Source organism: Luteibacter sp. UNC138MFCol5.1, assembly GCF_900110505.1.
Classification (GTDB): domain Bacteria; phylum Pseudomonadota; class Gammaproteobacteria; order Xanthomonadales; family Rhodanobacteraceae; genus Luteibacter.
Window position 1 is genome coordinate 105,008 of record NZ_FODZ01000002.1, and the last position, 13,974, is coordinate 118,981.

Here is a 13,974-nt window from a genome sequence, read left to right on the forward strand (position 1 = left end):
AGCCCCTCGACGTTACCGATTCCGGAGTGCCCGGTCGATCGCGACCAGGCCCGCGCCCAGGACGAGGAACAACGCCCCGACGATGCACGAGTTCAGCAGCACGGCCGGGTAACCGAGCCTGTCGACGTCCATGAACGGGTACGGATACTCGTGCACGACGCTGCCGCGCGCGAACGTCCAGAGACAGAACGCGAAGGGGAATAGCAGCCATCGCGCCGCGTCTCGCCACGCCAGCTCGCCGTGCGGCAGCAGGAACACCCACCAGGCCAGGTACAGCACCGGTACGACGTAATGCAGGACACGATCGGCCACCAGCTGCGGCCCGAGCGGATGCCACTGCCCCTGCAGCACGGTGGCGTAGACCAGGCAGGTCACCGCGATGCAGAGCGCCGCGAGCCCCCGGACCGCCGGACGGCGCAGGCCGCGCAACGGCTTCCAGTTGCCGCCCGTGGCGGCCGCCGCCGCGACCAGCGCGACGAGCACGTTGGAGAGGATCGTGAAGTAGCTGAAGAAGCGCACCGTCACGACGCCGGGAGACGCCGACCAGAACATGAGCCAGTACTGCAGCAGCAGCGCCGGCCACGCCACCGCCGCGACGACGATGGCGAACAGGTCCGAGATGGCTGCCTTGCGCGGCGACATGACGCTCCTCAGCGCGGCCAGAGGTTGTTGGACCGGTCCCGGTCCGGGATCCGGTGGTCGGGGTCGATCTCGGCGCGGACGATCCGGCGACCGCCGGGCACGCTCACGCCGAAGCTCGTGTGCTGCTGCCAGGTCTCCACCGGCACGCGGATATCGCGCGTGGTCCGGTCGTCGAAGGTCACCCGCAGCGTCGCGGGCATGACCAGGCGATCGCGATTCTCCACCGTCACGGTCCCGCCGTCGATCGCCGTCACGGCCATGTCGAGCTGCCAGTTGTTGGCGAACCAGCCGCGCCAGAACCAGGACAGGTCCTCGCCCGCCTGGCTTTCCATCAGCCGGAAGAAGTCCGAGGGCGTCGGGTGGCGGTAGGCCCAGGTCGCGATGTACTTGCGGAACGCCGGGTCGAAACGCTCCGGCCCGATGATCTCCTCGCGCAGCAGCACGAGGCCCAGTGCCGCCTTGAAATACGTGGCCGGGTGGCGGTACTTCTCCTTGACCATGTCGGCGCCGATCAGCAGCGGCGGCGCGTCGGCGTCGGCCAGCAGGGGCAGGATCTCGTCGACGGGGTTGCCGCCCTTCGGCGCGTATTCGCCGTCGCGCTTGGGCGCGAACTCGCCGTGGTTGAAGGCGTCCGCCTCGTACACGTCGATGAAGGTGTTGAACCCTTCGTCCATCCACGCGTTGCGGCGCTCGTCGCTGCCCACGATCATCGGGAACCACGTGTGCCCGATCTCGTGCGCGGTCACCATGTGCAGCGCCTTGGCCGGCGCCTTCATGGGATCGAACACGATGCCCGGGTATTCCATGCCGCTCGCGGCGGAACCCGCTTCGTTGATCGCCACCGGGTAGGGATAGGGGTACCACTTCGTCGAGAAGTGCTCGACCGACGATTTCAGGTACTCCGTCGAACGACCCCAGCCCTTCTCGCCGACGCTCTCCACCGGATATACGGACATCGCGAGCGCCTTGCGGCCTTCCGGCAGGTTGATGCGCGCCGCGTCCCACACGTACGCCTTCGACGCGCCGAAGGCGACGTCGCGCGTGTTCCGCATGCGGAACTTCCACGTCAGCGTGCCGCCCTGCTTCGGCCGGCTCGACGCCTGCGTGACCTCCTCGGGCGTGCGGATCATGACGGTCGCGTCGCTCTCGCGCGCCTTCGCCAGGCGCTCGCGCTGCGTCGCGGTGAGCACGTCCTCCGGATTCACCAGCTCGCCGGAACCGGCGACGATCATGTCCGAGGGCACGGTGATCGCATAATCGAAGTCGCCGTACTCGAGGTAGAACTCGCTGTTGAGGTAGGGCGCCGTGTCCCAGCCGCGCAGGTCGTCGTAGACGCACATGCGTGGGTACCACTGCGCCATCTCGTAGATGTCGCCGTTCTTCGACGGCGCGAAACCGGTGCGTCCACCGAAGTCGCCGGGCAGATCGTAGGAATACGCGATCGTGACGCTCACCTTGCCGCCGCGCGCCGCGACCGCCTCGGGAAGGCGCACCTGCATGCGCGTGTCGCTGACCACATAGGTCGCCGCTTTCCCGCCCACGGTCACCGAGGCGATACGGAACCCGTCGGTGTGCCGCTTCTCGGTCTTGCCGGCCGTGAAGTTCCCGCGCGCGTCCGCGGTGAAGCGGTTCTCGTCCAGCTGCAGCCAGAGCACGTCGAGCGCGTCCGGGCTGTCGTTCGTGTAATGGATCGTCGCCCTGCCCGTCATCGTGTTGGCGACCGGGTCCAGCGTCGCGGCCAGGTCGTAGTCGGCACGGTTCTGCCAGAACAGCGGGCCGGGCATGCCGCTGCCGGAGCGGTAGGCGTTGACGGGCTGCGGATAGACGAACGGTGCGAAGACCTCGCGGGGATCGAACGTGGCGGCCGAGGCGCCGAGCGTCCCGATCAGGGCGATGGCGGCGAGCGACAGGCGGACGGCGGATGTTTTCATCGGGCGCACTTGAAGGGACGACCGCTGAGGATACCCGCGCGGCGAAGCCCCGCTCCAGCCTGCCGTAAGTCATCGAAGGTCGACTTCGCGGCCTCCAGGACGCACTATGACGGGGTTAACCCCCGCGGCCGGAGCATGCGTGGATGGGTCCGGCGGACGCGGTGCCGCGCCGGACATCCCTATGTATACCTTGCATCCACGGCGGGTATCCGCATATTCCCCACGTTGCACACATCGAGGAACCCACGCATGAAAATCGGTTTGATCGGACTGGGCCGCATGGGCGGCAATATCGCCCGCCGCCTGATGAGGGACGGTCATCAGACCGTGGTCTATGACAACGCCGAGGGCGCCCGCGCGGCGCTGGCGAAGGACGGCGGCGAAGCCGTCACTTCGGTCGAGGCGCTGGTAGCGGCCCTGCCGTCGCCGAAGGTCGTGTGGGTGATGCTGCCCGCCGGCGAGATCACCGAGAACACGATCCAGAACCTGTCCGGCCTGCTCGGCAAGGACGACGTCATCATCGACGGCGGCAACACGTTCTACAAGGACGACGCCCGCCGCGCCGAGGAACTCGCCACCAAGGGCATCCACTACGTGGACGTCGGCACCTCCGGCGGCGTGTGGGGCCTCGATCGCGGCTACTGCATGATGATCGGCGGTGACAAGCCGACCGTCGACTACCTCGATCCCATCTTCAAGACGCTCGCACCGGGCGCCGGCGACATCCCGCGCACCGAAGGCCGCGATGGCCGCGATCCGCGCGTCGAGAACGGCTACATGCACGCCGGTCCGGCCGGCGCGGGTCACTTCGTCAAGATGATCCACAACGGCATCGAGTACGGCATGATGCAGTCGTTCGCGGAAGGCTTCGACATCCTGAAGAACCGCAACGCCGCGCACCTGCCGGAGCGCGAGCGCTACGAGCTCGACATGGCCGACATCGCCGAAGTCTGGCGTCGCGGCAGCGTGGTCTCGTCGTGGCTGCTCGACCTCACCGCCAGCGCGCTCGCGAAGGGTCCGGAGCTCGACAACTACTCCGGTTACGTCGACGACTCCGGCGAAGGCCGCTGGACCGTCAACGCGGCCATCGAGCAGGCCGTGCCGGCCGAAGTGCTGACCTCCGCCCTGTTCGCCCGCTTCCGTTCGCGCCAGGACCACACCTACGCCGAGCGCCTGCTGTCCGCGATGCGCATGGGCTTCGGTGGTCACATCGAAGGCCGTGGCAAGCCGCCGAAGGAAGGCGAGCACTCCTGATACGGCATGCGCCGCCGCTCGCACCCGCGACGGCGGCGCACCGCTCATCGCCGATACGATCGGCTCCCGCCCCTCGCCGGCACCTCAACGCCCGTCGAGTTCGCGCAACCGGGCCCGCCAGCCTTCCGGCGTCTGCGGCTTGATGAACAGCGCGACGATCGGCAGGTTCGCCTCCTTGGTACGCGCTTCGATGGTGCGCACGCGCTCCTCGATCTCCACCGTGGTCAGGTGATCGTCGAACGCCATCGACAGCGCCACCAGCACCTGGTCCGGGCCGACCTGCACGGTCAGCACGCCGTTGACCGCCTCCACCCCCTGCACCTGCCCCGCGATGCCGCACACCTTCGCGAGCAGGTTCGGCTGCGCCGGTTCGCCGATGAGCAGCGCCTTGCTCTCGCGCGCCAGCATCGCCGATGCCAGCGCCAGCACGACGGCGATGCCGATCGACGCCCAGCCATCGATGCGCGGGTCGCCGAGCGCGTGGGATAGATACACGCCGATGGCGGCGATGCCGAGGCCAAGCAGCGCGGCACTGTCCTCGAACAGCACCGAATAGGTCGTCGGGTCCTTCGTATTACGGAACGCCTCGAAGTAGCCGAGGCTGCCCTTCTTCCGCTGCACGCTCTTCAGCGACAGCCACCACGAGCTTCCTTCGAACAGCGCACCCACCGCCAGCACGACGTAGTTGACCGTCGGGTCGCCGAGCGGCTCGGGCACCAGGATATGGTTGACGCCTTCGTAGAGGGAGAACCCCGCGCCCAGCGCCAGCACCAGCAGCGCGACGATGAAACTCCAGAAGTACAGCTCGCGCCCGAAGCCGAGCGGATTCTGCCGGTTGGGTCGCTGGCGCGAGCGGCGCAGCCCGTAGAGCAGCAGGATCTCGTTCACGCTGTCGACCAGCGAATGCACGCCCTCCGACAGCATGCTGGAACTGCCGCTGATGGCCGCGGCGATGAACTTCGCGATCGCGATGCCGATGTTGGCGGCGAGCGCGACGTAGACGACGAGTTTCGAGCTATGGGCCATGTCGGGAGCATTCCGCAACGAGCGTATCGGTGGAGTAAACCGGGCGAGCGCTGGTGAAAAGCGCGCCGGCTCGCGAACCAGCTTGCGGCAAGAACCGTTCGCGCGCCAGCGCGCTTCCCACCAGGTCGATCACGAAAAAGGCCGCGCCTCGCGGCGCGGCCTTTCGCTTCGCATCGCACGCTCGCGGCTTACTTCGCGAACAGGTGCTCCACGCCCGCGCGCTCCTCGCGCAGTTCCTTCTCGGTCGCGTCGATGCGCGCCTGCGAGAACGCGTTGATCGCCAGGCCCTGCACGATCGCGTACTTGCCGTCCTTGACGGTCACCGGGTAACCGAAGATCACGCCCGGCTCGACGCCGTACGAGCCGTCGGAGGGGATCGCCATCGAGACCCAGTCGCCTTCGGCCGTGCCGAGCGTCCAGTCGCGCATGTGGTCGATCGCGGCCGAGGCGGCCGAGGCGGCCGACGACGCGCCGCGCGCCTTGATGATCGCCGCGCCGCGCTGCTGCACGGTCGGGATGAACTCGCTCTCGTACCAGGCCTGGTCGACCTGCTCGAGCGCGGCCTTGCCCTTCACGGTGGTCTCGTGGAGGTCCGGGTACTGCGTCGAGCTGTGGTTGCCCCAGATCGTCAGCTTCTTGATGTCCGTCGAATGCGTGCCGGTCTTCTCGGCGAGCTGCGACAGCGCGCGGTTGTGGTCGAGGCGGACCATCGCGGTGAAGCACTTCGGATCGAGGTCCGGAGCGTTCTGCTGCGCGATCAGCGCGTTGGTGTTGGCCGGGTTACCGACGACCAGCACGCGCACGTCGCGCTTGGCGTGATCGTTCAGGGCCTTGCCCTGCGGGCCGAAGATGGCGCCGTTGGCTTCGAGCAGGTCCTTGCGCTCCATGCCCGGACCGCGCGGACGCGCGCCGACGAGCAGCGCGTAATCGACGTCCTTGAAGGCGACGTTCACGTCGTCCGTGGCGACGACGCCCGCGAGCGTCGGGAAGGCGCAGTCGTTGAGTTCCATCACGACACCCTGCAGCGCGGGCAGCGCCGGGGTGATCTCGAGCAGGTGGAGGATCACCGGCTGGTCCGGGCCCAGCATGTCGCCGGCGGCGATACGGAACAGGAGGGCATAGCCGATCTGGCCGGCAGCGCCGGTGACGGCAACGCGAACGGGTGCTTTCATCTTACGACTCCTCAGGTATATCGCGTGGGACTTCGATCAGTTGAGCTCGGCGAAGAACTCGACGATGCGGGCCATGCCCTTGTCGAGCGCCTCGTCGGGGCAGGAATAGGAAATGCGCAGCGCGCGCGGCTCACCGAAGGCCGAACCCGGAACGCAGGCGACGCCCTTGGCATCGAGCAGCGCGGCGCAGAAGTCGACGTCGGACGTGATCTCGACGCCGCCGTGCTTCTTGCCGAAGGCCGCCGAGATGTCGGGGAACGCGTAGAACGCGCCCTGCGGACGCGGGCAGACGACACCGGGAATCGACACGAGCGCGTCGTAGACGCGATCGCGCTTGGCCGCGAACTCGACGCACTTCGCCGCCGGGATGTCCTGCGGACCGGCCAGCGCGGCGACCGCCGCGGCGGTGACGACTTCCGGCAGGCTCGTGATGTGGTTCGAATTGAGCGTGGTCACCGCGAGCGCCACGGCTTCCGGCGCGGCGATGAAGCCCACGCGCCAGCCGGGCATGCCGTAGGTCTTCGACAGCGAGTCGACGAAGATCACGCGGTCCTTCAGTTCGGGGCGCACGTGCACGAAGTTGTGATAGCCGACACCGTCGAAGACCATCGTGTTGTAGATGTCGTCGGTGATGATCCAGGTATCGGGATACTTCGCGATCACGTCGGCCAGCGCGGCGATCTCGTCGCGCGTGTACACCATGCCGGTGGGGTTCGACGGGTTGTTGAAGAGGAACACGCGCGGCTTGCGCTTCAGCGCGTCCTCGAGCTGCGCCGGCGTGAGCTTGTAGTGCTGCTCCGGCGGACACGGCAGGATGTTGATCTTCGCGCCGACGATCTCGGCGATGTCGAGGTAGCTCGTCCAGTACGGCGCCGGGAAGGCGATCTCGTCGCCCTCGTCGAGCAGGGCCTCGGCGAGGTTGTAGAGGATCTGCTTGGCGCCCACGCCGGTGCTGACGTTCGCGCGGCTGTAGCCCGTGAGGCCCAGCGCTTCGATGTGCGCGAGGAAGGCGTCGACCAGCGCGTCGGGGCCGCGGTTGCTGCCGTACTGGCCGGAATCCTTCGCCAGCGCCTCCCGGGCGGCGGCATACACGTGCTCGCCGGGGAGGAAGTTGGGCACGCCGATCGAGAAACTGACGATGTCGCGTCCTTCGGCCTTCAGGCGCTTGGCCTTCTCGGCGATGACCATGATCGCGCTGGGCTTGGCACGACCGATACGCTTGGCGAGCTGCGGCATCGTTTCCTCTGACGGGGACAGGGCAAAGGCCGCCATTTTAACACGGCGAGCGAGGTACCTGCCGTGCCCAGGCAAGAGGGTGGGAGCCGATCGTATCGGCGATCCCGCGGCAGCGGGCCCGGACACGAAAACGCCGCCCGGAGGCGGCGTTTTCGGATCGGGCCCGGACGGCTCAGCGCGCGTCCAGCACCGTGTTCCATTCCTTCACCTTCGCGGCCTGCTTCTCGAGCAGCGCGTCGACGTCGCCGGAGACTTCCACCTTCTCGATGGTGTCGTCCTGGCGGATCTTGTCGACGACCTTCTGGTCGTCCGGACCGACCACTTCACCGAAGACGCTGTGCTTGCCGTCGAGCCACGGCGTGGCGCCGTGCGTGATGAAGAACTGCGAGCCGTTGGTGCCCGGGCCCGCGTTGGCCATCGACAGGATGCCCGGCTTGTCGTGCTTGAGGCTGCTGTCGAACTCGTCGCCGAAGCGGTAGCCCGGACCGCCGCGGCCCGAACCCTCGGGGCAGCCGCCCTGGATCATGAAGTCGGCGATGACGCGGTGGAACGACAGGCCGTCGTAGTAGCCACGCTTGGCCAGGTTGACGAAGTTGGCGACCGTCAGCGGGGTCTTGTCGTCGTGGAGGCGAAGGTGAATGTCGCCCTTGCTCGTCTTCATGGTGACGTTGATGGTCATCGCGATTCCTGTAACTCGTTGAAATGCGGAACGATCGCACGGCGCGACCGGTCCGGAGGGGCTGCAAGGCTACCGAAGATGGCGCCCGTTCCCCAAGAGTTCAAGCGAGAAGACGTGACGACCGTCAACGCACGGGCAACCCGAGCGCCGCCGGTGTGAGCGCGCCCGGGCCACGCGGGCGGGCATCCCGCACCGCGGCGTCCTCGGGCAGCGGCCGGCCTTCCGCGAGATGCGCCCAGGCCCGATCCAGCGCCGCATAGCCGAAAGGCAGCAGCGGCGTGTGCCGGTCGCCGAAATCGGGAAACGCGAGGAAGGCGTCGAAGTGCTGCGCGTACGGCACCTTCCAGTACACGGGCGAGCGGCCCGAGGCGCGCAGCCACGCCACATACGGATCGGAGCTGAAGGCCACCGGGATCAGGCCGTCCTGGGCGCCGTGCACCACGAACACCGGCAGCCCCGCGCGCGGCAACGCCGCGGCCGTGGCAGCCACCCCCGCGTGGAGCGCGCGGACCTCGTCGCCCTGCCCCGTCCACAGCGCGCCGAGGCACAGGTTGCCCGGCAGCGTCGGATCGAGCGAGACGTCGGTGCCGCCCGCCAGGAGTACGCCGGCCCCGGGCGGCACGCCCGAACCGTCCGCCCACCAGGCGGCCCGGACCACGGCGTCCGCGGGGGCCGCGACGCCCGCCGTGTGCTGGGCCCGATAGGAAAAACCGCAGGGCATGCCGTCGGCCGGCCGCCGCAGGTAGGCGCTGGCATAGGCCGCGGTGACCGCGCGCCAGAGATCGAGCGACGTCGACGACGCGCCGACCTTCAGCGCGTCGTCCTGCCAGCCGGAGGCCCGCAGCATCGCGAGCGCCTCGGAGGCCTGAGCGGCGGGGGTATTCCCAATGAGCCGGCCATGCGCTCGCAGCGACGCGCAGCGGATCGCCCAGGCGGGCGGCGCGGCGTGCGCGACGCGGGCGAACGGCAGGCCGTCGAATTCGGGGGCCGCCAGCGCGCACGGCAGGAGGAGCGCGGCCTCGGTGGCGTAGTCGTAGAACGGACGGCCGCGGCCCTCGACGTGGATGTTCGGCTCGAGCGCGACCACCGCGGCGAGGATGCCGTCCTCGTCGTCGCCGGCCGCGCGCAGTACCGCGCCGCCGCCGTTCGACAGGCCGGTCGCGATGATGCGGGTGTTGTTCGCCGTGAACGGCGCTTCGGCGGGAAACGCGCGATCGAGCATCGCGAGGCCGAAGCGCGCCGCCTGCAGGACATGCCGGCCCCAGTCGGCTTCCGGGTTGTCGCCCGAATGCGCGTGCTTCACCGCGATGCCGGCGTCCGGGGCGAGCCCCTTCGGCTCGAATTCCAGGGGCGCGGTTCCCGCCTTCGCGCGCGTGCCGTCGAGCGCCACGCCACTGCCGTCCACCGGATCGAAATAACCCGCGCCGGTGCCCTTGTCGGTGTATGCCACCGCGCAGCCGCGCGGCAGGCCCCATGCACCCGCGAGGGCGATCGGCCCATAGATGCCACGCGAACCCGACGACGCGGTGACGACGAGGCAGCGCTTCGCCCGGTCGAAATCGTCGGGCACCTGGAGCAGCACGCGATGCGGCGCATGGGCGCCCGGCAACGTCGCGAACGCGGTGAATTCGCGGCCGGGGACGTCGGGTACGCCGCCATAGACCGTGCCGAAGCCGCCGAGCGGGCCGAGGTCCGCGATGCCCTTCCAGCTCGCCTGGATCGCGCGGCGCCGCAGTTCCGCCGGCGTCGGCGACGCCGGCTGCGCGAACGCCGTGGTGGTGCCGGCCAGACCGCGCAATCCGAGGCCCGCGCTCAGCAGGTCGTCGCCGTGGCGATGCTCGGTGATGCGGACGTCGCCGAAGCGATCGGGTGCGGACATGGAGCCTTTCCTCGTGGCGGGCGCCGTCGCGCAGGAGAGGACACCGAGGGAAGCGGCGGCGATGACGGCCAGGGGGAAGATGCGTGACATCGGGCCACGATAGCAAGCGCGCGGCGTCGCGCCATCGTACGAAAGGGCAGGCGCACTCGACGCGGACGCGTTACGCCGTTACCGTCTCGCCCGATGACCCGCATCCTCGTCGCCGACGACCATCCCCTGTTCCGTGCCGCGCTTCGCCAGGCCGCCTCCGCCGCCGTGCCCGATGCGTCGGTCGCCGACGTCGCCGATCTCGACGCGATGCTCGCCTTCCTCGCGGCGGAACCGGATACCGACCTCGTGCTGCTCGACCTGCGCATGCCGGGCAGCCGTGGCCTTTCCGGCCTCGCCGCCCTGCGCGGGCAGTATCCGGGTGTCGCGGTACTGGTCGTGTCCGCGCACGACGAGCCCTCCGTCGTGAAGCGCGTGATCGCGCACGGCGCCGCCGGTTTCCTGCCCAAGAGCGCCGATCCCGCGACCATCGCCGACGCGGTGCGCGCCGTGCTCACGGATGGCGAGTGGCTTCCGCCCGAGCTGGCCCGCGCGGTCGCCGCGCTGCCCGCGGATGCCGGCGATACCGCGCTCGCCGCGCGACTGGCGCGCCTCACCGAACAGCAGTTCCGCGTGCTGTCGATGCTCGCCGAAGGGCTGCTCAACAAGCAGATCGCCGACCGGCTGAACGTGCAGGAGCGCACCGTGAAAGCGCACGTCACCGCGATATTCGAGAAGCTCGAGGTGCGCAACCGCACCCAGGCCGGCGTGCTGCTGCGCTCGCTCGATCTGGCCGACAGCGGCCCCTGACGTCAGCCGGATGCCGCGACGGGCCGTGGCGCAAGGCGCTGCATGGCCTGGCGCATCGCCAGTGGCTTGAGCGGCTTGTAGAGCACCGTGCCGCCGGCGTCCTGCAGCCGCGTGCGCAGATCGACGTCGCGGTCCGCCGTGACGAACACCGTGGCCACGTCGCCGAAGCGCTCGCGCAGGACGCGCAACGCGTCGAGCCCCGTGCGTCCCGCGTCGAGGTGGTAGTCGAGCACGAGCAGGTCGGGCGGCGACGCGTCGTCCTCGGGAGCGCGCAGCGCGTCCACGGTCCAGCCGAAGCCGCGCAACAGGCTGGCCGTGGCGGCCAGTGCCACGGGATCGTTGTCGACGACGACCGCGTGCCCGGCAGGCAACGCGCCGGCCGCCGCGACCGCCGCCGGTTCGCTCGCGCCGCGGGGCGCGAGCGGTGCCGAGACCTCGAACACGCTGCCCGTGCCCGGCCAGGAGCGCAGGCCCAGCCGGTGATCGAGCAGCGTCGCGGTGCGCTCCGCGATCGCGAGGCCGAGACCCAGCCCCTGCCCCACCGCGGCCTCGCCACGACGGAAGGCCTCGAAGATGGATGCGCGGTCGTTCTCCGCGATGCCCGGCCCGGTATCCCACACTTCGATGCGCACGGCGCCGCCCACCCGTCGGCAACCGAGCACGACGCGACCGCCGCCGGCGTAGCGCAGCGCGTTGGCGAGGAAGTTCTGCACGATGCGGCGAAGCAGCTGCGGATCGGTGCGGACCCATGCGCGCGTCGGCACGCAGTCGAAGCGGATGCCGCGCTCCGCGGCGAGCGCGCGGCTTTCCGCCGCGAGCGGCCCGACGATGTCCGCGAGCGCCACGTCGACGACGCGCGGCGTCAGGCGGCCGCCCTCCAGTCGCGCGATGTCGAGCAGCCCGGCGAGCAGGTCTTCCGTCGCGGCCAGCGCGCCATCGAGGTGACGCGCCGTCTCCGCATCGCCATGGCCCGTGCGCAGCGCGTGCGCGAACAGCTGGGCCGCGTGCAGTGGCTGCAGCAGGTCGTGCGACACGGCGGTGAGGAAGTGGCTCTTCGCCTCGTTCGCCTGGCGCAGTTCCACCGTGCGCTCCGTCACGCGAAGTTCGAGCGTCTCGTTGGCGCGGATCAGCTCGTCCTCGGTCTCCCGAAACGACGTGACGTCGGTGAACGTGGCCACGTAGCCGCCGCCGGGCATCGGGTTGCCGCGGATCTCCACGACGGTGCCGTCCGGAAAACGCCGCTCCGCGAGGTGTGGCGACCCCGCGCGCATCAGCGCGAGGCGGCGCTCCACGCGCGAAGCGATCTCGCCCGGCCCGATCAGGCCCGCCGCCACGTTGTGACGGATGAGGTCGGCCGCCGGCCGGCCCACGCGCAGCATGTCCGGCGGATAGCCGAAGAGTTCCGCGTACGGCCGGTTCCACGCCACGAGCCGCAGCTCGGCGTCGACGACGCAGATGCCCTGGCTCATCGTCTCCAGGGCCGCCTCGAGCACGCGCTGGTTGAAGCGAAGGTCTTCGGTGGCCTCGTCGACGATGGCGGCCACGGTATCGAGTTCGTCCTGGCGCTGGCGATGCACCACCTGCAGGAGGAGCCGCGCGGAGCCCGCGCCGATCACGCCCGCCAGTTCGTGTTCCACCAGCGCGGCGAGCGCGCCGCCCGCGGCGCCCGTCGGCACCGCGTCGGCGAACAGCGCCGCCACGCGATCGGAGGGAAGGAAGCGCGCGGCGAGTGCCCGCAGGTCGCCCACGTCCACGCGCCCGAGCTCCGTCGCGGGCATCGCGACGCGGCCGTAACGCGACGGCGCGACCAGCGCGATCGTCGCGAGGTTCGCTCCGATGCCCAGCACCACGGCCCGCCCGAGGCGGCTCCAGTCGTCCAGTCCGAACAGGCGGTCGGGTGCCAGCCACGCGATGCCGAAGGGTCCCGCTTCCACCCATCCTGGCTCCGGTGTCACCAGCGCGGGCAGCACCACGTAAAGCCACACGAGCGTGCCCACCGCGAGCCCCGCGCCCACCGCGCGCGCACCCGTCCGCGGCCGGTACACCGCGAACAGCAATGTCGGCGCGAGGCCGGCGAGGGCCGAAAACGAGATCGCGCCGATGTCGGCCAGCGCGTCGTTGCCGGCGAGCATCCGGCTATAGGCCCAGGCCAGGAGGATGACGCCGAGAATCGCGACGCGACGCTGCGTGATGACCTCGCCGCGCAGGTCGCCCCGCTCGCCCCTGCCCCATCCGCCGCGCACGCGCACCGGCGCGATGAAATGGTTGACGACCATCAGGCTCAGCGCGAGCGTGGCGACGACGACCATGCTCGTCGCGGCCGAGAGGCCGCCGAGGAACGCGAACAGCGCGAGGCCGCCCTGCTCGCGCGACAGCGGCAACGCCAGCACGTAAAGATCGGACGGCACGCCCAGCGGCGCCAGCGTCGCGTCGCCGAGCCGCGCCAGCGGCAGGATCGGCAGCGAGATGAGCAGCATGTAGAGCGGGAACAGCCAGCGGGCCGTGGACACATGGCGCACGTCGCGGCATTCCACCATGCCGGCGTGGAACTGGTGCGGCAGCGTGAACATGGCGAGCGCGCCGAGCAGGATCAGCGCGGGGAAGCCGCCGGCGTCGTGCGGCATCGCGGCCGCGCGCGCCACGGCCGCCGGATCCGGCGCCGCGCCGACGAGGAGGCTGCCGAGCGCGAGCATCGCCGCCAGCTTGAACAGCGACTCGAACGCCATCGCGAGCACGAGTCCACGGTTGTGCGCCATGGCGGAGGCACGACGCGTGCCGAACAGCATCGCGAACGCGGCCATGAGCAGCGCGATGTACAGCGCGCTGTCCTGCCAGGCGGGCGCCTCGGCGTCGCGGCCCTGCGCGAGCAGACCGTAGCTCATCGCCACCGCCTTCAGCTGCAGCGCGATGTACGGCACGATGCCGATGAGCATCACCACGGTGACCAGCGCAGCGAGGCCGCGGTGACGGCCGAGGCGCGCCGATATCAGGTCCGCGACGGAGCCGGCGTTGTAGTCGCGCGCCATGACGACGAGGCGACGCAGGACACCGACCGCGAACACGTACATCAGGATCGCGCCGACGAACGTCGGCGGCAGCCACCAGCCCGAGCGGGACGCCTGGGTCACCGTGCCGTAGAACGTCCACGAGGTGCAGTGGATCGCGAGCGAAAGCGCGTAGACGATCGCCCAGCGACGCTCCAGGAACGCGGGCCGCCGCTCGCCGAACAGCGCCACGCCGAACAGCATGCACAGCCACAGCGCCGCGGCGAGGGTGACGAGCCAGGGATTCACGGCGAAACCGGCTCACGTAGGAGCG

The 13,974-nt window shown here is 70.0% G+C and carries 10 protein-coding genes; 2 read left to right on the top strand and 8 right to left on the bottom strand.

The annotated features are described in order from the left end of the window. Nucleotides 1-12 precede the first annotated feature (12 nt). Together BMY69_RS04905 and BMY69_RS04910 are read right to left on the bottom strand one after the other, a co-directional pair. Complete coding sequence (locus BMY69_RS04905) at nt 13-642, bottom strand: Pr6Pr family membrane protein (RefSeq protein WP_090175744.1); 630 nt, start codon at nt 640-642, stop codon at nt 13-15. Nucleotides 643-650: 8 nt separating this feature from the next. Next, nucleotides 651-2,573: a M1 family metallopeptidase gene (locus tag BMY69_RS04910; RefSeq protein WP_090175746.1), complete on the bottom strand. Its 1,923-nt coding sequence runs from the start codon at nt 2,571-2,573 to the stop codon at nt 651-653. A 249-nt stretch (nt 2,574-2,822) separates the two neighbouring features. Here BMY69_RS04910 and gnd point away from each other — a divergent pair, with 249 nt between their 5' ends. Beyond that, a complete protein-coding gene (gene gnd / locus BMY69_RS04915) occupies nt 2,823-3,827 on the top strand; it encodes a phosphogluconate dehydrogenase (NAD(+)-dependent, decarboxylating) (RefSeq protein ID WP_090175747.1) in 1,005 nt (334 codons plus the stop codon). Nucleotides 3,828-3,911: 84 nt separating this feature from the next. Here the strand turns inward: gnd and BMY69_RS04920 are convergent, their stop codons facing one another. The 5 genes from BMY69_RS04920 to BMY69_RS04940 all read right to left on the bottom strand — a co-directional run bounded on the left by BMY69_RS04920 (nt 3,912) and on the right by BMY69_RS04940 (nt 9,909). Beyond that, complete coding sequence (locus BMY69_RS04920; protein WP_090175749.1) at nt 3,912-4,853, bottom strand: cation diffusion facilitator family transporter; 942 nt, start codon at nt 4,851-4,853, stop codon at nt 3,912-3,914. A 188-nt stretch (nt 4,854-5,041) separates the two neighbouring features. Beyond that, a complete protein-coding gene (locus tag BMY69_RS04925; protein WP_090052927.1) occupies nt 5,042-6,025 on the bottom strand; it encodes a malate dehydrogenase in 984 nt (327 codons plus the stop codon). 36 nt (nt 6,026-6,061) lie between these two features. After that, nucleotides 6,062-7,261 (bottom strand): aminotransferase class I/II-fold pyridoxal phosphate-dependent enzyme, encoded by a 1,200-nt coding sequence (locus BMY69_RS04930; RefSeq protein ID WP_090175751.1) that lies wholly within the window; start codon nt 7,259-7,261, stop codon nt 6,062-6,064. Nucleotides 7,262-7,433: 172 nt separating this feature from the next. After that, nucleotides 7,434-7,940, bottom strand: coding sequence for a peptidylprolyl isomerase (locus BMY69_RS04935; protein WP_090175753.1), 507 nt, complete (start codon nt 7,938-7,940; stop codon nt 7,434-7,436). Nucleotides 7,941-8,064: 124 nt separating this feature from the next. Then, nucleotides 8,065-9,909, bottom strand: coding sequence for a 3-hydroxybutyrate oligomer hydrolase family protein (locus BMY69_RS04940; RefSeq protein ID WP_090175754.1), 1,845 nt, complete (start codon nt 9,907-9,909; stop codon nt 8,065-8,067). Nucleotides 9,910-10,002: 93 nt separating this feature from the next. On the opposite strand from BMY69_RS04940, the gene BMY69_RS04945 reads away from it, so the two are divergent. After that, on the top strand, nt 10,003-10,656 hold the full coding sequence (locus BMY69_RS04945; protein ID WP_090052921.1) for a response regulator transcription factor: 654 nt from the start codon (nt 10,003-10,005) through the stop codon (nt 10,654-10,656). Between the two features lie 2 nt (nt 10,657-10,658). On the opposite strand, the gene BMY69_RS04950 is transcribed toward BMY69_RS04945, so the two are convergent. Next, nucleotides 10,659-13,904 (bottom strand): hybrid sensor histidine kinase/response regulator, encoded by a 3,246-nt coding sequence (locus BMY69_RS04950; RefSeq protein WP_090176898.1) that lies wholly within the window; start codon nt 13,902-13,904, stop codon nt 10,659-10,661. Nucleotides 13,905-13,974 lie beyond the last annotated feature (70 nt).

Bases quoted from the DNA above. Each gene is read 5' to 3' on its own strand.
- BMY69_RS04905 (WP_090175744.1), bottom strand. From the start codon at position 642: ATGTCGCCGCGCAAGGCAGCCATCTCGGACCTGTTCGCCATCGTCGTC.
- BMY69_RS04910 (WP_090175746.1), bottom strand. From the start codon at position 2,573: ATGAAAACATCCGCCGTCCGCCTGTCGCTCGCCGCCATCGCCCTGATC.
- gnd (WP_090175747.1), top strand. From the start codon at position 2,823: ATGAAAATCGGTTTGATCGGACTGGGCCGCATGGGCGGCAATATCGCC.
- BMY69_RS04920 (WP_090175749.1), bottom strand. From the start codon at position 4,853: ATGGCCCATAGCTCGAAACTCGTCGTCTACGTCGCGCTCGCCGCCAAC.
- BMY69_RS04925 (WP_090052927.1), bottom strand. From the start codon at position 6,025: ATGAAAGCACCCGTTCGCGTTGCCGTCACCGGCGCTGCCGGCCAGATC.
- BMY69_RS04930 (WP_090175751.1), bottom strand. From the start codon at position 7,261: ATGCCGCAGCTCGCCAAGCGTATCGGTCGTGCCAAGCCCAGCGCGATC.
- BMY69_RS04935 (WP_090175753.1), bottom strand. From the start codon at position 7,940: ATGACCATCAACGTCACCATGAAGACGAGCAAGGGCGACATTCACCTT.
- BMY69_RS04940 (WP_090175754.1), bottom strand. From the start codon at position 9,909: ATGTCACGCATCTTCCCCCTGGCCGTCATCGCCGCCGCTTCCCTCGGT.
- BMY69_RS04945 (WP_090052921.1), top strand. From the start codon at position 10,003: ATGACCCGCATCCTCGTCGCCGACGACCATCCCCTGTTCCGTGCCGCG.
- BMY69_RS04950 (WP_090176898.1), bottom strand. From the start codon at position 13,904: ATGCTGTTCGGCGTGGCGCTGTTCGGCGAGCGGCGGCCCGCGTTCCTG.